Annotated in this window: 13 protein-coding genes and 1 pseudogene; 4 read left to right on the top strand and 10 right to left on the bottom strand. The window is 73.9% G+C overall.

Features of this window, described 5'->3' with window-relative positions:
- Positions 1 to 40 precede the first annotated feature (40 nt).
- The 7 genes from ACZ53K_RS18090 to ACZ53K_RS18060 all read right to left on the bottom strand — a co-directional run bounded on the left by ACZ53K_RS18090 (position 41) and on the right by ACZ53K_RS18060 (position 11,053).
- A complete protein-coding gene (locus ACZ53K_RS18090) occupies positions 41 to 1,987 on the bottom strand; it encodes a CocE/NonD family hydrolase (protein ID WP_468837176.1) in 1,947 nt (648 codons plus the stop codon).
- A 301-nt stretch (positions 1,988 to 2,288) separates the two neighbouring features.
- The gene (locus tag ACZ53K_RS18085; RefSeq protein ID WP_468837174.1) at positions 2,289 to 4,280 is read right to left on the bottom strand and encodes a S9 family peptidase; all 1,992 of its coding nucleotides are present in this window, start codon (positions 4,278 to 4,280) and stop codon (positions 2,289 to 2,291) included.
- 187 nt (positions 4,281 to 4,467) lie between these two features.
- A complete protein-coding gene (locus ACZ53K_RS18080; RefSeq protein WP_468837172.1) occupies positions 4,468 to 5,847 on the bottom strand; it encodes a M20/M25/M40 family metallo-hydrolase in 1,380 nt (459 codons plus the stop codon).
- Positions 5,840 to 6,673, bottom strand: a complete 834-nt coding sequence (locus tag ACZ53K_RS18075; RefSeq protein WP_468837499.1) for a M55 family metallopeptidase — start codon at positions 6,671 to 6,673, stop codon at positions 5,840 to 5,842. The genes ACZ53K_RS18080 and ACZ53K_RS18075 overlap by 8 nt, the downstream gene beginning before the upstream one ends.
- A gap of 202 nt (positions 6,674 to 6,875) precedes the next feature.
- Complete coding sequence (locus tag ACZ53K_RS18070) at positions 6,876 to 7,511, bottom strand: hypothetical protein (protein WP_468837169.1); 636 nt, start codon at positions 7,509 to 7,511, stop codon at positions 6,876 to 6,878.
- A 240-nt stretch (positions 7,512 to 7,751) separates the two neighbouring features.
- Positions 7,752 to 8,474, bottom strand: coding sequence for a methyltransferase domain-containing protein (locus ACZ53K_RS18065; RefSeq protein ID WP_468837166.1), 723 nt, complete (start codon positions 8,472 to 8,474; stop codon positions 7,752 to 7,754).
- Positions 8,475 to 8,527: 53 nt separating this feature from the next.
- Positions 8,528 to 11,053, bottom strand: coding sequence for a SpoIIE family protein phosphatase (locus tag ACZ53K_RS18060; protein ID WP_468837164.1), 2,526 nt, complete (start codon positions 11,051 to 11,053; stop codon positions 8,528 to 8,530).
- A 393-nt stretch (positions 11,054 to 11,446) separates the two neighbouring features.
- Between ACZ53K_RS18060 and ACZ53K_RS18055 the strand changes: the two genes are divergently transcribed.
- Positions 11,447 to 12,388 carry a helix-turn-helix domain-containing protein gene (locus tag ACZ53K_RS18055; protein ID WP_468837497.1) on the top strand — a complete coding sequence of 314 codons (942 nt, stop codon included), beginning with the start codon at positions 11,447 to 11,449 and terminating at the stop codon, positions 12,386 to 12,388.
- 142 nt (positions 12,389 to 12,530) lie between these two features.
- Positions 12,531 to 13,379, top strand: coding sequence for a dioxygenase family protein (locus ACZ53K_RS18050; RefSeq protein WP_468837161.1), 849 nt, complete (start codon positions 12,531 to 12,533; stop codon positions 13,377 to 13,379).
- A 107-nt stretch (positions 13,380 to 13,486) separates the two neighbouring features.
- Here the strand turns inward: ACZ53K_RS18050 and ACZ53K_RS18045 are convergent, their stop codons facing one another.
- A complete protein-coding gene (locus ACZ53K_RS18045; RefSeq protein WP_468837158.1) occupies positions 13,487 to 15,964 on the bottom strand; it encodes an MFS transporter in 2,478 nt (825 codons plus the stop codon).
- A 258-nt stretch (positions 15,965 to 16,222) separates the two neighbouring features.
- The gene (locus tag ACZ53K_RS18040) at positions 16,223 to 16,669 is read right to left on the bottom strand and encodes an SRPBCC family protein (protein WP_468837156.1); all 447 of its coding nucleotides are present in this window, start codon (positions 16,667 to 16,669) and stop codon (positions 16,223 to 16,225) included.
- Positions 16,670 to 16,922: 253 nt separating this feature from the next.
- Here ACZ53K_RS18040 and ACZ53K_RS18035 point away from each other — a divergent pair, with 253 nt between their 5' ends.
- Positions 16,923 to 17,951: an Rv2578c family radical SAM protein gene (locus tag ACZ53K_RS18035; protein WP_468837154.1), complete on the top strand. Its 1,029-nt coding sequence runs from the start codon at positions 16,923 to 16,925 to the stop codon at positions 17,949 to 17,951.
- A gap of 173 nt (positions 17,952 to 18,124) precedes the next feature.
- A pseudogene (locus ACZ53K_RS18030) lies at positions 18,125 to 18,360 on the top strand (N-acetyltransferase); the annotation flags it as partial.
- A gap of 272 nt (positions 18,361 to 18,632) precedes the next feature.
- Here ACZ53K_RS18030 and ACZ53K_RS18025 read toward each other — a convergent pair.
- A complete protein-coding gene (locus ACZ53K_RS18025) occupies positions 18,633 to 19,259 on the bottom strand; it encodes a HEAT repeat domain-containing protein (RefSeq protein ID WP_468837151.1) in 627 nt (208 codons plus the stop codon).
- Positions 19,260 to 19,614 lie beyond the last annotated feature (355 nt).

Here is a 19,614-nt window from a genome sequence, read left to right as displayed (position 1 = left end):
CGCTCCGGTTCCGCCGGGCCCGGGGTACCGTGCCCCTCCGCTAACCGTCCGGCTCGGCCGCTCCGTCCGGTTCGCCCGCCCTGTCCGGCTCGGCCGTCCCGGACGGCCCGGCCGGCTGCTCGGACACCACCGGCAGTTCGAGCGTGCCGGTGTGCTCGCGGGAGCTGTCCACCGTCACCGGCTTGACCCCGCGGTTGCCGAAGTACGCGGTGTCACTGGCGGCCATCACGAACCGCAGCCGGTGCCCCCGTTCGAAGCGGTGCACGATGGCGGGCAGGTCGACGGTGAACTCCCTGGTCACGTCGGGTACCCGGACCGGCGCCACCTGGCGGTGGACGAGGGTGCGGCCGCCGTTCGGCGCGATGTCGTAGAGCTTGACGAACAGCACGAGCCGGTCGGCCGCGTCACCGGAGCGCTGCACCCGCTCGGCCTCCGGGGAACGGACCCGGAGGGTGGCCCGGGGCGCCCCGACCACGTCCACGGGCTCTCCCCGTACCGGGTCGGAGGTCCAGTCCAGGTAGGTGCCCGGGGTGTCGTACGGCGTGCGGTCCGGCAGCTTCAGCAGTTCGGCAAGCGAGCTCTCCGAATGACTGGAGGAGAGCCGCCGGTTGCGGTACGAGCGGCTGCCGGGGACGACGGCGGATCGGCCGGCCACGAGTCGGCCGTCACCGGACAGGTACAGCCGGTGCGGGAGGCCGCCGGGGAAGAATTCCGAGGTGCCGTACGCGGGTCCGGTGTGTACCCAGTCCCGGTAGTACGCGAAGGCCGGGCCGGTGTCGGTGTCCCACGCGTGGCGGAGGTAGCGGCCGAACCACGCGAGGACGCGCCGTCCGACGTAACTGCTCTCGAAGTTCCCTTTCGCCAGGTCGAGTTCGCCGTCCGCCGGGTCGGTCATACCGCCGCTGTGACCCCAGGACTGCCAGATCATCGCGGTGTCGGTGCCCTGGGCCCGCAGGGTCTCGAACGTCGCGGCGGCCTCGTTGAGGTTGAACAGGGTGTCCGCCTGCCCCTGGACGAGCAGGGTCGGCGTGCGGACGGTGGCGAGGTAGGAGGCCGGGGAAACGCTGCGCGCGTAGCCGAGGACGGCGTCCGTGGGGGCGGCCGGGTAGCGGCCGGAGTTCAGGCGTTTCTTGGTCGCGCACGCCCGCGCGACGAAGTGCACACAGCCCTCGCCACCGGCCCGCGACCGGTCCAGGCGCGGCCGGAGCAGGCCCTGGGCCTCCCCGATGAGGTAGAAGCCGTTGGTCCACTGGTACTTGTACGCGCCCGGCCCCGGGCCCGCCACTCCGGAGGTGCGGTCGGCGTTGTTGGGGGCAAGGGAATACCCGAGGTCGTGCCAGGTGATGAGCGGGACCAGCGCGTCCAGCCGCTCGTCGACGGAGGCGGTGGCCAGCTGGATCGCGCCACCGTACGAGCCGCCGAACATGCCCACCCGCGGGTCCTGCGGGGCGTCCCTGGTGACGAAGTCGACCCGCGTCCCGTCCCGTGCCGCCCGCGTGCCGGCGAGGAAGTCCAGGATCTGGCTCGCCGCCCGTCCGTCGATGTTCGGGTCGTCGAGGGAGATCGGACAGCCGGTGCGGCCGAAGCCGAGGCCGGAGTAGGCCAGGGCGACGTAGCCGCGGGCGGCGAAGGCGCGGGCGATGGCGTCGGTGGAGCCGTCCGACTTGCTGCCGCCGAAGCCGTTGGTGGTCAGCACGGCGGGCGCGGGGTGCGCGGCGTCCACGCCCTTGGGGCGGTACAGGTCGGCGTCCAGCGTGCAGTCCCGGCCGCCGGCCCGTACCGGGAGCTTCAGTGCGGTGACGGCGTACCCGGGATGCCGGGGCCCCGCCGCCCCGGCCGCCCCGGCGGCGGTCACCGGCCCGATGAGCGCCGCGCACGCCGCCAGGCACACCGACGCAGAGACCGGCAGCCGGACGTGGCGCGTACGCGCCACGCGCCGGACGGGCCGGGCCGCGGCACCGGGCAGGGCTTGGGACACGCTGGGCACGCAGACCTCCACAAAGGCATGCCGCACCAAGCGGTCGGTAACGGCCGGCTCATGTCGTGACACAGGCTCTAACAGAGGTGTCAACGCTCACACCGGGATTGTCTCCCGGCCACGCCGGGTCCATCCGAAAGGCTCCGCCCGCACCACCCGATGGGCTGCACGAACACCTGGGCGGGGCTCCGGCGGACCACCCGTACGAGACCGGCACCTGAGCCGCCTCACGGGGCCGGGTCGCTCGTCCGGGTGGTTACCGCCGTGCCGCGAAGAGCTCCTCAGCGGCCGTGGCGGGCGTGACCGGCCGTCACTTCGTCAGTTCGAGAACGGGAACATCCGTACGGTCTATACCGAACACCTGGACATACAGTGACAGTTCCGCCTCCACGGCACGGACGATGGTGTCCGCGCGGCGGAAGCCGTGCCCCTCGCCCTCGAAGGCCAGATACGCATGGGCGATGCCGTGCCGGCCGGCCTCCGCGAGGAAGGGCTCGCACTGATCGGGCGGGCAGACGGCGTCGTCGAGGCCCTGGAGGAGCAGGAAGGGTGCGGTGATCCGGTCGGCGTGCCGCAGCGGGGAGCGGTCGCGGTAGCGGTCCGGCACCTCGGCGTACGGGCCGATCAGGCTCTCCAGGTACCGCGACTCGAAGTCGTGGGTACCGTCCTCGACCCAGCCCAGCAGGTCGAGGACCGGGTAGCTGATCGACGCGCAGGCGTACACACCGGTCGTCACGAGCGAGGCCGCGGCGGTCCAGCCGCCCGCGCTGCCGCCGCGGACCGCCAGCCGGTGCCGGTCGGCGGTGCCCTCGTCGGCCAGCGCCTGGGCGACGGCGGCACAGTCCTCGACGTCCACCACGCCCCACTGCTCGCGCAGCCGCTCGCGGTAGGCGCGTCCGTAGCCCGTGGAGCCGCCGTAGTTGACCTCGGCGACACCGATGCCGCGGGAGGTGAAGTAGGCGATCTCCAGGTCCAGTACGAGCGGGGTGCGGCCGGTGGGGCCGCCGTGTGCCCAGACGACGTAGGGCGGCAGTTCACCGTCGGGGGCGCGGTGGCCGGGGCTGTGCGGCGGGTAGATGTGGGCGTGGATGTCGCGGCCGTCGGGGCCGGTGAAGGTACGGATCTGCGGCTCGGGGTAGTACACAGGGTCCACCGCGTCGGTGTGCCGGGCCGCGATCACCCGGGCCCGGCCCGTACAGGTGTCCAGTTCCACGATCTCGTGCGCGCTGCGCGGGCTGGCGGCAACGCCGACCACCCGGCTGCCGTGCACGGCCAGCGTGGATCTCCATTCCGTCCACGGCCCCGCGGCGTCCACCAGTTCGCCGCTGACCGGGTCGAGGATGCCGAGCGTCATGGCGCCGCGGCCGTGCACCACCGCGATCATCCCGCCGTCCAGCGGCAGGAACCAGCGCACCCCGAGCTGCCACAGCGGGCCGCCGAACTCCTCCTGCCGGGGCCGGCACAGGCGGCTGCCCGGGGCCCCGGCCGCGTCCGGGTCGGCGCGGCGCAGTTCCCACCAGCCGTCGGCGTCGGAGACGTAGAGCAGCGTGCCGTCCGCGTCCCACTCGATCTGCGGTACGGACTCCTCGGTGCCGCCGGCGAACGTCCGTACGCCGGTGAACGCTCCGTCGTCGGTGATGTCGGCGAGCAGCACGACCGTGCCGTCCCACGGCATCCGCGGGTGGTCCCAGGCGATCCACGCGGCCCGCCGCCCGTCCGGGGAGATCCGCGGGCCGGTGACGAAGCGGTGCCGGTCGTCGGTCAGTTCGCGTACGGCCGTGCGGTCGTCGGCGGCCGAGCCGTCCAGCGGCACCGCGGCGATCACCCGGCGCACGTCGGTCGGCCGGGGACCGGTGAACTCTTCCAGGACGCACCACACCTCGCCGCGGTCGAGGCGCAGGACGGGGTCGGCCCAGCGCAGCCCGCCGCCGACGGCCGAGACCGGGGTGAGCGGGCGGGGGTCGGCATCGCCGTCCGGTGCGTACGCGTACAGCCGCTGGTCGGCGAAGTCGCAGAACACCGCGGTGGAGTGGCCGTCCGCGTCCACCGCGCCGGCCCAGGGCTGGCCGCCGTATTCCATGACGCGGCTGCGGACGTTCCAGGGCGCCGGCAGCAGGGTCCGTTCCGTGCCGTCGGGCCCCCTGCGTACGAGTGCGCGCCGCCCGCCCTCCGCCGGGCGGGCTTCCGTCCACCACACCTCGTCCCCCACCACGCCGACGAATTCGGGGCGGCCGTCGTGCTCGGCGACCAGCCGGGCGTCGATCGGGGACGGCCAGGCTCCGTAGGGGGCCGTGGTCACCATGGCGGCGTTCCTCCTCAGACGTTGGAGCCGCCAAGCCTCTCGTACGCCGGTCCGGGCATCAACCCGTACGTTTTTCCACGAGGGTCCGGTCCTGGCCGATAACGACCGGTCAGGGCGGGATCGGACGGGCAGCGCGGCGGCCCTGTCCCGGGGCCGGGTCCGGCGGCTCCAACGTTCCTTCAGGCGCTCATCCGGACCGCGGCGGCCCCGTCGTCGCCCGCAGGAAGTGGTCCAGGACCCGCACGCCGAAGTGCAGCGCCTCCACCGGGACACGCTCGTCGACCCCGTGGAACAGCGCCTGGTAATCGAAACCTTCGGGCAGTTTGAGCGGCGAGAAGCCGTACCCGGCGATGCCCAGCCGGGAGAACTGCTTGGCGTCCGTACCGCCCGACATGCAGTACGGCACGACGTGCCCGGCCGGGTCGAAGCGCTCGATGGCGGCCCGCATCGCGGCGTACGTCGGCGAGTCCACCGGTGCCTGGAGGGCCACCTCGCCGTGGTCGTACGCCCAGGACACCTCGGGCCCGGTGAGCCGGTCCATGGTGGTGCGGAACTCCGCCTCGCCGCCGGGCACCACCCGGCCGTCCACGTACCCGACGGCGTTGCCCGGGATGACGTTGACCTTGTAGCCGGCCTCCAGCATCGTCGGGTTGGCGCTGTTGCGGACCGTCGGCTCGACCAGCGCGGCCGACGGGCCGAGCTTGCTGAGCAGCGTGTCCACGTCGAAGTCGGGGGCGTCCAGGCGGGCCTCGATGCCGTGCAGGGCGGCCAGTTCGGTGAGCGCCGCGCGCACGGTGTCGGTCAGGCGTACCGGCCAGCGGTGCTCGCCGATGCGGGCCACGGCCGCCGCGAGCCGGCTGACCGCATTGGCGCGGTTGACCTTGGAGCCGTGCCCGGCCTTGCCCTCGGCGGTCAGTTTCAGCCAGGCCGTACCCCGCTCCCCCGCCGCGACCGGATACAGCCGCATCCCGCCGCCCGCGTGGAAGGTGAAGGCCCCGGACTCGCTGACGCCCTCCGTACAGCCCTCGAACAGGCCGGGGTGGTGGTCGGCGAGGAAGCCCGAGCCGTCGATGGCGCTGGCCTCCTCGTCGGCGGTGAACGCCAGCACCAGGTCGCGCCGCGGCCGGACGCCGGTGCGCGCCCACTGCCGGACGACCGCGAGCACCATCGCGTCCATGTTCTTCATGTCCACGGCGCCCCGGCCCCACACGACGCCGTCCTCGACCTCGCCGGAGAACGGGTGCCGGCTCCAGTCGACAGGCTCGGCGGGCACCACGTCCAGGTGGCCGTGCACCAGCAGGGCCGCCGCGCCGGGGTCGGTGCCCTCGACCCGCGCGACCACGTTCGTACGGCCCGGTGTGCGCTCCAGCAGCACCGGCTCCAGCCCGGCCTCGGCGAGCCGTTCCGCCACGTACTCGGCGGCGGGGCGCTCCCGGCAGTCGCCGCCGCCGCGGTTGGTGGTGTCGATACGGATCAGGTCGGAGGTGAACCGCACGACCTCGTCGAGGGCCTGTCCGTCCACCATGTCGCCGGGGCGGTCCGCCGTGTCGTCGGCGCTGTCAGCCATATTGCTCCTCCACCGCCGACGACACGACGGCGGTGACCGTCTTGAAGCAGCGGATCGCTTCGTACATGGTCTCGCTGGTGTACGCGGTGCGCCGCTCCCCGGTGCGCTCGACCCCGGGTACGCAGGTCGCCGTGCCCACCAGGTGCTCGGCGTCGTACTCGATCTCGACGGTGAACGGGCCGCCGCGGACCGGCTCGGTGCGCACCGCGAGGGCCGCCGCCTCGCGGGCGGCGGCCCTGATGTCCGCCGCCGTACGGGCCGGCGGCCGGCACACGGCCGCGTACCGCGAGACATAGTCCTTGACGGCCACGGCGCGCGCGCCGGGCGCATACCCGACGGCGTCCTCGCAGGTCCGGTCGTCGCCGGTCACCAGCACCACGGGCACACCGTATTCGGCCACCACCAGGGAGTTGAGATACCCCTCGCTGGCCCGCGTGCCGTTCACCCACACGCCGGTCAGGGAGTTGGCGAGATAGGTGTGGGCCAGCACGCCTTCCGTGCCGGCGCCCGCGTGATAGCCGACGAAGGCGACGCCGTCCACGTCGCCGTACTGGACGCCCTCGACCATGCTCAGCGCCTTGTGCTTGCCGGTGAGCAGCTGCGCGCGCTCGTCGAGCTGCTCCAGCAGCAGATTGCGCATGGACCAGTGGGCCTCGTTGACCAGCACCTCGTCCGCGCCGCCGTCGAAGAACCCGGCGATCGCCGCGTTGACGTCGCCGGTGAACACCGGCCGGAACCGCTGCCACTGGGCGTGGCCCGGCAGGACGTCGTCCGGCCACGTCACTCCGGTGACGCCTTCCATGTCGGCGGAAATGAGGATTTTCACCATGCACCCGTCCCGTCACACCTAGGAAGCGGACCGCTCCGGCACCGGCCCGGCGGACCGCGCCGCCGCGCGCGCCACCGGGCAGGATTCCCACCATAACCAGCAGCGGCCGCCGGCCCCCCGGCCTCGGCACAAGTGCGTCCGTACGGCCGGGCCGGGTGCGGGCCGGACCCCCGTACCGGCCCGGCACCCGGCCCGGGGCTCATCCGCGGGCGCCCTGGACCGGCGGCAGCCAGTGCCGGACCTGGAAATCGCCCTTCGCCAGGGTTTCGAAGGGGGCGCTGCTCTGGCACTTGCCGACGCTGTTCCGCGGTATGCCGTCCATGGCCCAGCTGTAGCCGATGCGGTCCTTCTTGCCGTCGTCCAGCACGGTGAAGCCGAAGCGCTTGCCCTTGAGATCGCCCACATGGGGGCGGCCGGGCGCGTCGGTGAAGTGCGACTCGGTGACGACGCCGGTGGCCACCGCGACCGGGCCGCCGGTCAGCAGGCAGTCGATACGGCCCTTGAAGTATCCGCCCCACTGCTTGTCGTCGTGGTGGCTGACGAAGAACATGCCGCTCGCCTTGTCGGCGAAGCCGTGCGCGTCGAATCTGAGGTAGGCGTTGTCACCCGGCTGCCGCCGGAGCTTGCCCGCACCGGTGAGGGACGGCCCATCGGCGGTGTGGCGGGCGGTGTGGGAGGCGGCCGTGGCTGCCCCGGTCCCGGCCGGAGCCGCTGCGGCCCTGTGCGACACCGCGGCGGCCTCGTCGGGCGCCACCGCGCCGAGCGCCGGCGCAGGACCGGCGCAGACGGCGAGGGCCGCGACGGCGGCGATGAAGGGGCGGCGGACACGCGGCATGGTTCCTCCCGGGAACGTCACCCGGTGGAAGGAGCCCCACCGGTGGCCGGATCTCCCGGCCGGACACCACCGTGCCCCCCGCCGCTCAGGTCCCGCATCGCACTTCAGGCCGGGCCGCCTCCGCCGTACGGGGGAAGCGCCGCGGTACCGGAAGCCGATGCTCGGGTGCCAGCCGGCCCTCCGGGCACGGGCTCACCGGCGCACCGGGCTCACCGAGCGCCGCGAATCGTTTCCGCGCGGTCAGTCCGCCGCCCCGGCCACCAGCCAGTTCGTGGGGATCTCGATCCGGGAGCCGTCCGCGCGGTACTCGGTCGTCATCAGCGGCAGCCGGCCGGTGGCCAGCACCCGCAGACCGTAGGCGGCCAGCAGTTCGGGGACGACCGAGTCGGCCATCTCACCGGGTGCGATGCCGTGCGCGAGGACGGCCCGCAGCTTGCCGGGCGGGCCTTCGGGGCTCTGCGCCAGCGAGACGAAGACGTCCCTGGACGCCTCGGCCGGTTCGACGGCGAAGATCCGGCCGCGCCGGCCCAGCAGCGCCGCGGCGTTCTCCACGATCCGGGGCCGGTCATCGGAGACGCACTGGTGCAGGACGCCGCGCAGATACACGTTGGCGTCGCCCAGTTCGCCGTGCAGGGCGCGTACCGCCACCGGGTCGGCGGCGTCCAGGCACCGGTATTCGGCCACCCCGGACGGGTCCTGCGCGCAGGCGTGGGCGACGGCCGCCGCCGAGAGGTCCACGCCGACCGCGCGCGGATAGCGTCCCGCCAGGAAACGGGTCTGGGTGCCGTTGCCGCAGCCCAGGTCGACGACCGGCAGCGCCGCGTCGAAGTGGTCCGCGAAGAGCGGCAGATGCAGCTCGGCGGTCAGGGACGGATCAGAGTCCCAGAAGACCTCGCCCGCACCGGCCGGCGCGTCCTGCCAGAAGCCTTCCCATGCCCGCAGATAGTGGCTCGAAGCGCTCATGGCCAATTGCTACTGCCGCACGCGGGCACCACGCAAGACTGTTGACCGTTCTTTCATGCGCTGTTCGAGCCCGGCGTACGCCCGTTGTGCGGCCAGGTGCTTCCGGTACGGGGCAGGGTCTGCTCGAACCACACCGTTTTGCCGGTCGCCGTCCGGCTCGTACCCCATTCCCGCGCGAGTCTGCTGACCACCCGCAGCCCGCGCCCGAACTCGTCGTCGTCCGCCGCGCCCAGCATCTGCGGCAGGGCGTGGTCGTCGTCCGACACCTCGCACAGCAGGGCGTCCGTGCGCACCAGCCGCAGCACCACATGCTGGGTGTGCGCATGGCGTACGGCGTTGGTGACGACCTCGCTGACCAGCAGCTCGGCGGTCTCCGAAGCTGCCTGCAGACCCCAGCTCGCGAGCTGCGCGCGGACCAGCCGGCGGGCCCGGGCCGCCTCGCGCGCGTCGATGGCCAGCCGCCATTCGGCGACATCCTCCAGGGCGATGCCGTTGAGCCGTGCCATCAGCAGCGCCACGTCGTCCTTGCGGCCGCCGCGCACGTTCAGCGCGCGGATGATGGCGTCACAGGCGTCGTCCATGGACGCAGCCGGGTGGGCGGCGGACTCGGCGAGCGCCGCCAGGCCCACCCCGATGTCCTCGCCCCGCACCTCGACCAGGCCGTCCGTGCACAGCACCAGCCGGTCGCCCGCCGCGACGGGCACCATGACCGCCTCGAACGGCACACCGCCGACGCCGATGGGCGCGCCGGTCGGCAGGTCCAGCAGCTCGCTACGGCCGTCCACGGCCCGCACCACGACCGGCGGGATGTGCCCGGCGTTGGCGATCGCCAGCTGCTGGCCGATCGGGTCGTAGACCGCGTACAGGCAGGTGGCGAGGTAGTTGTCACCGAGCCGCTGCGCCAGGTCGTCCAGGCTGCGCAGCAGCTGGGCCGGGTGCATGTCGATGGCGGCCATGGTCTGCACCGCCGTACGCAGCTGGCCCATCATCGCGGCGGAGTTCAGGCCGTGGCCCATCACGTCGCCCACGACGAAGGCGGTGCGCGACCCGGGCAGTTTGATGGTGTCGAACCAGTCGCCGCCGACCCGGCCGAGGCGGGTGCCCGGCAGGTAGCGGGTGGCCGTGTCACAGCCGGCCATCCGCGGCGCGATGTGCGGCAGCATGCTGTCCTGGAGCGTCTCGGCGACGTTCTCCTGGTACGTGTACATGCGGGCGTTGTCCAGCACGAGACCGGCGCGGGCGGCCAGTTCGGCGCCGGTCACCCGGTCCATGTCGTTGAACTCCATCCGTTCCGGATGGCGCAGCAGGATCATGAAGCCCAGCACCACGTTGCGCGCCTTGAGCGGCACCACCAGCAGCGACCGCCGGTTGATCAGCGGGCTGATGTCACGCTTCTCGAACTGGGCGGCGATCGCGTTGCCCAGCTCCTCGCTGATGCGCGGGATCAGCACCGGCTCACCGGTGGTCATGCACTGGAAGAACGGCGTGTGCACCGGGAAGGGCATCGACTCGCCGACCGGCACGACATCGTCCCACCGGCCGGGCTCGTCGTTGTGCTCCACCGCGACGCGGTGCCACATGGTCGTGGCGTCCGGCGGGCCGTCGGGGAAGCCCTCGCCCGCGATGACCTGCTCGCGCAGGTACGTGCCGGCGACATCGGTGAAGCGCGGTACGACGGCCTCGCTGACCTCCTGGATCGTGTGGGCGAGGTCCAGGGACGACCCGATCCGGCCACTGACCTCGTTCAGGAACTCCAACCGCTCGCGCACCGCGGCGTATTCGAGGTCGGACTCCAGCTCCGCCGCGGCCTCGGCGGCGGCCTGCGCGTCCGGTGCGCCGCTCGTGTCCCGCAGCAGCCGGGCCCGGCGCTCCACCCGGCGCGGCACGCCCCAGTCCGGGGTGACCGGGAAGCGCTCCTGCTGGCTGATCTCCAGGACCGGATAGCCCAGCTCCAGCACCTGGGAGACGATCCGGGCGCTCTCCTGGGGGCTCATGCTCGGCAGGATCTGGGGCAGTTGGGCGGCCAGCACCTCGGACCCCTCGAAGTCCGTGTGCAGCGCGAAACCCGGGGCGAAACGCTCGCGCTCCGCGGCGTCCCCGCCGTCCACGCCGTCGCGGCCGTGCAGTCGGCCGGCGTCCGCCGCCAGGACGAGCAGCCGCTCCGCGCCGGGGCCCACCAGCGGATACGCCCACCAGAGGAGGTCGACCGGGCCGCGCTCCACGTCCGCCATCCGAGCGCGCCCCGCGGTGGGGTACGCGGCCCGGCCGGCCAACGACGCCTCCAGGCCGGGCCCGTCGCACCGGCCGCCCGCCGGCTCCTCGTCCCAGTCCCGCTCCGGCCACTCGTCCGGGCCGAGCGCGCCGGAGACCGGCATCAGATCGACGGCGGGCGTCCCCACCGCTTCCTCGCGGGAGGGGCCGAAGAGTTTGCGGGCGCCCGTACTCCAGTGGGAGACCAGTCCGCTGCCGTCCACCACCACTACGGCGAGCGGGATCCGCCCGGGCACGGTGTTCCGCGCCGCCGGCACCCGGGGCGCCGCGCCCACCCTGTCGTCGCCGTGCGACGGGCCACGCTCCATGGGCGGTTGCTCCTTCGTACACCGATCTTGCACCACCGCTACCACGGTACGACCCTGCGGTGACAGCGCGGGCCGCATTCACCGAATAGGTGGTGCGCCCCGCGCGAACGACCATGGCGCAACCCGATCGGTCGTCCCGGGCGCCGCTGCCGCCCCTTCCCGCACCGCACCGCGCGCCCCGGCCGCGCGCGGCCGGCCGCCGCGGACCGGAACCGGCCGTACCGGTCGTGCCCTTGCGGCCGCCCGTATGGTGAGGAGGTGCCCAGACGGACCGAACAGGTGAGCGCGCGAGCCCGCCGGACCACCGCCCCCCGGGCCGGGCGGCAGGCGGGTCCCGCACCGGACGTCTTCGCCCCGCGCGGCGCCAACACCCAGGCCGAAGGGCCCGTACCGCTGCACCGCCTCGACGTGCCCGCGCCCCATCTGCTGCCCTTCGCCATCGGCTCGTTCGACACCATCGGGCCCCTCTCCCGTGCCGGGTTCCCGCACCGGCACTCCTTCCACGAGATCGTGTACGTGACGGGCGGCACCGGCACCCACGTCCTCGACGAGGACCGCCGGCCGCTGTGCCCGCCCCACCTGTGCTTCATCACGCCGGGCCAGGTGCACTACTGGGACCGCGTCCACGGACTGCGCGGCTGGGTGATCCTGTTCACCGACGACTTCCTGCTGGCCCACCCCGGCGACCGGGACGCGCTGACGGAGCTGGGCGAGCGTCCGTGGCTGCGGCCGGGTGCCGAGGACGCGGCACGGCTGGCCGGTCTGGTCGGCGAGATGCTGCGGGAGTACGGCGAGCGGGCCCCGTCGTTCACCTCGGTGCTCCAGGCGCAGCTGCACATCCTGATCGCCCGCGCGCTGCGGATGTCCGCCCCTCGGGGCGCCCCGGGGGCGGACGGCGCGCACGGTGCCGGCGACGACGCGTCCCGGCGCGCGGACTTCGCGTCGGGGCGGTCCGCCCTGGTGGCCCGGGAGTTCACCCGGCTGCTGGCGCAACCGGGCTCGGCGGGCCGGCCCGTGCGGTCGTACGCCGATGAACTGGGCGTCTCCGTAGGGCATCTGACCGAACTGGTCAAGCGCGGCACCGGCCGGACCCCGGGCCGGCTGATCCGGCACGCGCAGACCGTGGAGGCCAAGCGGCTGCTGTCCGGTTCCGGCCTGACGGTGGCCCAGGTGGCCCGCCGGTTGGGGTTCGGCGACCCGGCGTACTTCTGCCGCTTCTTCCGCCGGGAGACGGGGCTGAGCCCCGGCGACTTCCGCCGTGCCGCGGGCGGCACCGGAGGAATTCACCATGACCCCGGTGCCGAGTCCATCGCAGCGCCGCGGCGGCCCGAATAGCGTCTGTCGCCGTCAGGGCGCTTCTGACGGATCTCCGTGGCATCGCGACGCCCTGACCGCCCCCGAGGCGAGGACGGCCCCGGCTCCCGCCACCCCCGTGCCCGGGCCTGCCCGCCCTTCCCCCTGCCCACAGGAGCACGCGATGGAAGACGAACCCACAGCCGGCACGGAGCCCGTGCAGGACAGTGGCCAGCGCAGACGGATCAGCCGTAAGAACGTGCTCAAGGCCGCCGTCGCGGCCGTGCCGTTACCGCTGCTGCTCGGCGGTGCCGCCCTGGCCCGGGACGCCAAGCCGTCCGAAGGGCCGCTCATCCCCACCCCGTACTGCGACGACGGCGACGACCCCACCCCGCCGCAGATCGAAGGCCCGTACTTCAAGCCGAACTCGCCGCTGCGCGACTCGCTGATCCAGCCCGGCACGCAGGGCACCCGGCTCACCGTGAGCGGCTTCGTCTTCGGGCTGACCTGCCAGCCGCTGTCCCACGTGCTGCTGGACTGGTGGCAGGCGGACGCCAACGGCGCGTACGACAACGTGGGCTTCCGTTTCCGCGGGCACCAGTTCACCGACCAGCGCGGCGCGTTCAAGCTCACCACGATCGTGCCGGGCCTCTACCCGGGCCGTACCCGGCACCTGCACGTGAAGCTGCAGGCCCCGAACCAGCCGATCCTCACCACGCAGCTCTACTTCCCCGGCGAGCCGCGCAACAACACCGACCCGCTCTTCAACCCCGCGCTGCTGATGAACGTACGGCAGAACGGGCCGGCCAAGGAGGCGTCGTTCGACTTCGTCCTGCGGGTGCGCGGCGGGTCCACCCCGACGCCGACCGGCAAGCCGACCGACCCGCCCAGCGGCACGTGGGCCGCCGGGACCGACTACCGCGCGGGTGACCAGGTGACCTATGACGGCGCCACGTACGCGTGCCTGCAGCCGCACACGGCGCGCGCCGGATGGGAGCCGCCGGCCGTCCCGGCGCTGTGGCGCCGCGCCTGATCCGGGGCGTCCGGTGTTCCGGCCCGCGTACCCGGGCCGGGCAGGCCGGTGCCGGTCGCGACGGACCGGCACCGGCCGGGCGGGCGGGCGAGTGGACGGGCGGACGGTCAGTCCCCGTACCCGAGCTGCAGATCACGCTCGGTACGGCCGCCGCCCGTGACCTGGAGGACCGTCGCCACCGGCGGATAGCCCGCCGCGACGACGGTGTACTCGCCCGCCGACAGGTCGACGAAACGGAACAGCCCGTCCGGGCCGGTGGTCGCGGAGTCCACCACGTTGCCGGCCGCGTCCAGCAGCGTGACCCGGGCGTCCTCGACGGGGCGCCCGCCACCGGACCGTACGGTGCCGCGCAGCACCGCGCCGCCCGCCAGCTCGATGTCCTGCCGGGTCTCCCGGGCCGACCCGACGGTGACCGGCAGGGCGGTGGGACGATGTGCGGGGGAACTCACGGCGAGCGTGTACTCGCCGGCCACCAGCTCCGTCAGGACGTATCCGCCCTCGCGCCCGCTGCGGCCGGTGGCGACGACCTCGCCGCGCACGTCCGTGAGGGTGACCGCCGCGTCGCGCACCGGCGTGCCGTCGGCGGTGGTGACCGCGCCCGCCAGCCGTCCGGCGCCGCCGAGCAGCAGGTCGAGGCCGACCTGCCGCTCGCCGACCGTGACCGCGACCGCCTGCGGCCGGTGCCCGCCGGCCGCGGCGATCAGTACGTACGCGCCGGCGCCCGGCGCGCTCAGCGCGTACCGGCCGTCCTCGCCGGTCGCGCCGCGCGCCACCTGCCGGCCGTCGGTGCCGATGAGTGTGAGCGCGGCGCGCGGCACCGCGCTGCCGTCGCGGTGCCGGACCGTGCCGCCCATCGGGACACCGGCCACGAACGGGTCGGGGTCGGTGGCCTGCGCGGGCGGCGTACGGTCCGGTTCCGGCCGCTCCGGCGGGCCGGGCACGGCCGCCTCGGTACGGGCCTGCGGGACGGGCACCGCGTTCCACTGCCCGGTGGGCGGCGGGACCGGGACGGGTGAGAAGTGCGAGGCGTGGGACACCAGGGGTTTCTCTTTCAGGAAGACGGCGAGCAGCAGGCCCAGGAGGAGCACCGGCAGGAGGTAGAGGAGGACGCGCGGCACGGTCTGCGCGTAGGCCGCGGCCTGACTGTCACGCAGTACGGCGGGCATGACGCCCACGAGCCCCGGGACGAGGGCTTCCGGCGCGGCGGCGTGCCGGGCGGACCCGGGCCCGCCGCGGACGAGGTGTCCCGCGAGCCGGTCGGCGAGGAAGGTGACGAAGAGGGCGGCGGCGACACAGCCGCCGAGCCGCCGGAGCGTGGTGTGGGTGCCGGTGACTCCGGCGGGCCCGGCGCGGCGCACGGAGTCGCGTACGGCCAGGACGAGCACCGGCAGCACACAGCCGACGCCCAGGCCCAGCGCCCCCGTCCCGAGGCTGTGCACGGGCTGCCCGGCGTCCTGCGGCGCCCGGCACAGCAGCCACCCCGCCCCGCCCGCGAGCGCGCAGCCCAGGACCGGGAACACGCGGTGCCGGCCGGTGCGGTGGACGAGGTGGCCGCAGAGGACCGCGCCGAGCGCGAGGCCGGCCGTCGCCGGCAGCATCAGCAGGCCGGACCGGGCCGGTGACGCGCCGTCGGCCACCGGCAGGAAGGTCGGCAGATACCCGGCGGCGCCGAAGAGGGCGACGCCCAGGGCCACGCCGACCGGCCCCGGGACGGCGAACACCGTGTCCCGGAACCGGCGGAGCGGCAGCAGTGGGACGGTGACGAAGTACTCGACGGCGAGGAACATCAGGGCGGTGCCGAGCGCGCCCAGCCCGAGCCCGATGACGACCCGTGAGGTCCAGGCGTACTCCGTACCGCCCCAACTGACGAGCAGCACGCAGCAGGTGGCGCAGACGGCGAGCAACAGGGCGCCCGCCGGGTCCGGTCGGGTCCGTACGGCGGGCCTGGGCAGCCTCGGCAGGAAAGCGGTCACGAGCAGCGCCAGGACGCCGAACGGCACACCGGAGAAGAAGCACCAGCGCCAGGAGGCGTGGCCGGTGAGGTAGCCGCCGAACAACGGCCCGGCCGCGCAGGCGAGTCCGCAGATGGCACCCGCCGCCATCATGACCCGGCTGCGCAACCCCGGCGGCACGAGGCCCGCGACGACCGCCTGGACACCGATCAGCAGCCCTCCGGCGCCGGCGCCCTGGAGGGCGCGGAAGGCGGTCAGCTCGCCCAGGGAGTGCGACCGGCCGGCCAGCACCGAGCCCGCGGTGAACAGGAGAGCGCCGAGGACCAGGGCGGCCTTGCGGCCGAAGGCGTCACCGAGTTTGCCGTGCAGGGGCAGCGCGGCCGCGGCGGCGAACAGGTACGCGGTCACCACCCAGGACACCGTGTCCGGGCCGCGCAGGTCGTCGGCGATCCGCGGCAGCGCGGTGACGGCGGCCGTCGCGCCGAGGGCCCCGGCCGGCAGGGCCGTCAGCAGGCCGAGGAGGAGGGCCGGAGCCGCACGGGGGCCCGGGGGCCCGCCATCGTCCGCCCGGACCGGACGGACGTCCGGTGCCGCCGTCCACCGCCCCTGTTCGGTCAGGGTGGTACCGCCCACGTAATGCTCCCCTCGTCACGCCTGCGCCGCCGCCCCTTTCTCGCATCGGGCGACGACGGCGTTCAAGCGCGGCGGGAGGCGGTGGAGGGGCGGCGCGAGGGGCCAACTGCGGTGCCGCGGGCGCCCGTCGGGCGCCCATCAGGCGTTTCCCGGAGGTGGCGGTACGTTCCGGCACGGGCGGCGGGCCGACGGAAACCACCCGAACCGGTGAGCGTGCCGCGCCCCTCCCCGGGGCCGCGGCACCGCCGTTCCACCGGGTTACTTCTGCTCCGTCTCCTTGGCGAGGTTGGCGAGCAGCTCGTCGTAGATGCGGCCCAGCCCCTTGGGCGCGAAGGTCCGCTCGAAGAACCCGCCGATGCCGCCCGCGCCCTGCCAGGTCGTGGTGACGACGACGTTGGCGCGGCCCTCGCCCGCCGGGGTGACCACCCAGGTCGTCACCATGGAGGAGTTGCGGTCCTTCTCCACCAGCTGCCCGTCGGTCGGCTCGTCGACCTCCAGCAGGCAGTCGCGCACCCGCTTGCTGGTGGCCTGGAGCTTCCAGTGGACGAGGGTGCCCTTGCCGTCGCCGCCCTCGCGCACCTCGTACTCGCTGAAGTGCTCGGGCAGCAGCTTCCGACGCGTACCGCTGTAGTCCGCGAGCGCGTCGAACACGTCCTCCGGGTCCGCCGCGATCTCGCGCTGCGTGGTGGCCTCGACCTGGCCCATGTGTCTCTTCCTCCGGTGCTCGTCTGCTGTTCCCGCGGCCCCGCGGGCCGTACCGGCGCCGCGCCGTGCCGCAGGAGCACCACCTTAGGCGCGGCCCGGCTCCGTGGCTGCCCCGGCCTGGACCACGGCCGCCGGCCCGGCGGCGCGCCGGAAGGCGGTTTGACAGACACGGTGGGAACAGTTGTTCTATTATCCGAACAGGCAGCCACAGAAACACCACCCGGGGGGACCGAGGGACTCAGGAGGAAGCGCGATGCGCTGGGAGAATCTGGGCGAGCGGTCCGCCGCGCTCTTCGGCACGGACGTCGTCAGCCGTACGGTCGACACCCCCGAATTCCGCGGGATCACCTTCCACGAGGTACGCGCCCGGTCGATCATCAACCAGGTGCCCGGCGCGTCCCGGATGCCGTTCGACCGGACGGTGAACCCGTACCGCGGCTGCTCGCACGCCTGCGTGTACTGCTTCGCCCGCAAGACCCACAGCTACCTCGACCTCGACACCGGACTGGGCTTCGACTCCCAGATCGTGGTCAAGGTCAACGCCCCCGACCTCCTGCGGCGCGAACTGGCCGCGCCGCGCTGGCGCGGCGAGCACATAGCCATGGGCACGAACGTCGACTGCTACCAGCGCGCCGAAGGCCGCTACCGGCTCATGCCCGGCATCATCGCGGCCCTGCGCGACCACGCCAACCCGTTCTCCCTCCTCACCAAGGGCACCCTGATCCTGCGCGACCTGGACCTGCTGCGACAGGCCGCCGCGGTCACGGACGTCGGCGTCTCCGTCTCGGTCGGCTTCGTCGACCGCGAACTGTGGCGCACCGTCGAACCCGGCACCCCCGCACCGGAACGCCGCCTGGACGTGGTCCGCACCCTGGCGCGGCACGGCATCCCGGCCGGAGTGCTGATGGCCCCGGTGGTCCCCTTCCTCGGCGACTCCCCCGAACAACTGCGCGCGACCGTCCGCGCCGTCGCGGCCGCCGGCGCCACCTCCGTGACCCCGCTCGTCCTGCATCTGCGGCCCGGCGCCCGCGAGTGGTTCATGGCGTGGCTGGCGCGGCACCACCCGCAGCTGGTCCGCCGCTACGAGCGGATGTACGCCGACGGCGCGTACGCCCCCAAGTGGTACCAGCGCCGGATCACGCGCCAGGTGCACGAGCTGGCCACCGAACACGGCATCGGCCCGGCCCGGGCCGGGGAGTCCCGCCGCATCACCGCACCGGCGGCCGGCCCCGCCCCGGGAACCGCGGCCCCACCCGGGCACACCCAGCTGGCACTGCTGTGAAGACCGGGCGGGCCGCCCCGGGAGCAGCTTCGGCCGGCGGCCCGGGACAGCGCCCGACGGCTGCCACCCGCGCACCTTCCGCCCTCATACGCAGCGGTCCGACACGCTGTCGCCAGTGGCAGCGTCAAGCGCTTGGCGCCGCGCTCATGGTGGAGCGCTTACAAATACGGGACATGACGCAGGACGACATCGACGCGGTGGCGGCCATCCGGGTGCGCGGCTGGCAGGCCGCCTACGCGGGGCTGATGCCGCAGGCGCACCTGGACGGACTGAGAGCCTGTGGGTGCTCAAGGGCAACACGCGCGCCCGGCGCTTCTACGAGCGGGCCGGTTTCCGGGCCGACGGTGCCGAGGAGACGTACGAGGTCGCGGGTGTTGCCGTACCCGAGGTGCGCTACCGGCGCCGTCTCCTGACGACCGGGGGCGGGCCCGGACGGCGCGGACGGCCCTTCCGGACCCCCGCGCCCCTGAAGCGCAGGTTTCCGACCACCCGGCCCACGGGCCGCCCCTCCGTCATGGCCGGTTCCGCCGACACGGCGGCCGCGGCGGCCTCGCCCTTCGGGCAAGCAGTCCCGGCCCGCCCGTCCCCGGGCCATACGGGACACCGAACATACCCGAGTCGCAGCGCTATACCCACGACATCACCGTCGGCTGATCCCGGCCCCGGGCTCCCCGTCCCCTCTCATGCCCCCGCCCCCTCCCCCGGCCCCTCCTGGACGCCCAGGCGGGCCAGGGAGGCGGCCGCGGCGGCGGCCAGGCGGGGGTGGTCGCGGGCCTTGGTGAGGGCGGGGACGGCGCGGCGGTCGCCGAGGGCGCCCAGGCCCTCCACGCAGGCGAGTGCGACCCGCCAGTACGGGGTGTGCGGGGTGAGCAGGCGTTCCAGGGTGGCGATCAGGGCGGGTACGGATTCGGGGGCGCGCAGTTCGGCGAGCAGGCGGACCGGGTGCAGGGCGTAGGCCGTGCGCAGCGGGTTGGTGGCGAGTGCGGCGGCGGCGCGAGCGGTGCGTGGGTCGCCGAGGCGGCCGAGGGCGTGGGCGGCGGTGGCGCAGCGCACCGGGTCGCGGTAGTTCAGGAGCAGGACGAGGGTTTCGAAGGCGCGGCGGTCGCCCGCGGTTCCCAGGATGAATGCCGCGATCTCGCGTGCCCACAGGGGGCGTTCGACGGCGGTGAGCACCTGGGCCAGTTCCTCGCGCCCTGCCGGGGTGTTCTTGCGTGCCAGCCCGAGGAGCCGCTCGTAGGCGACGAGATCCTGCGGGGAACGGAGTTCGGCACGCACCCGGTCCGTCAACTCGTGGAATGCGTCTTCCATTTGCCACTCCCCTCCGGCGGATTTCTCACGATACGTCCGACGTGGCCCGGGCCACAGCCTAAATCCCCGCGCCACCCCTGGCGCTCCTGGTTACCGGCGAGTTAATCTGCTGAGTACGGGCAGCACCCCTGCCCGGGCGGCCTGGTGACGCAGCCGCCACAGCATGCAGTCGGTTCGGCGTTTCAGCACGACGCTCACGGCGCGGCCCCGGGACAGGGCCTTTCGCCGGAACACCCGCCCCGTACATGATTGTTTTCGCATGTGCCCGGCCCCTCCTCAGTCGTCACTTCCCGCCTGCGCACACGGGCCCCCGGCCGCACGGGGACTCCGCCGCACGGGATCCACTCTCTGGAGT

It is taken from the genome of Streptomyces sp. NPDC033221 (assembly GCF_055577005.1).
Note: the sequence above shows the minus strand (reverse complement) of the source record. Positions and strands in the feature narration are given on the sequence as shown.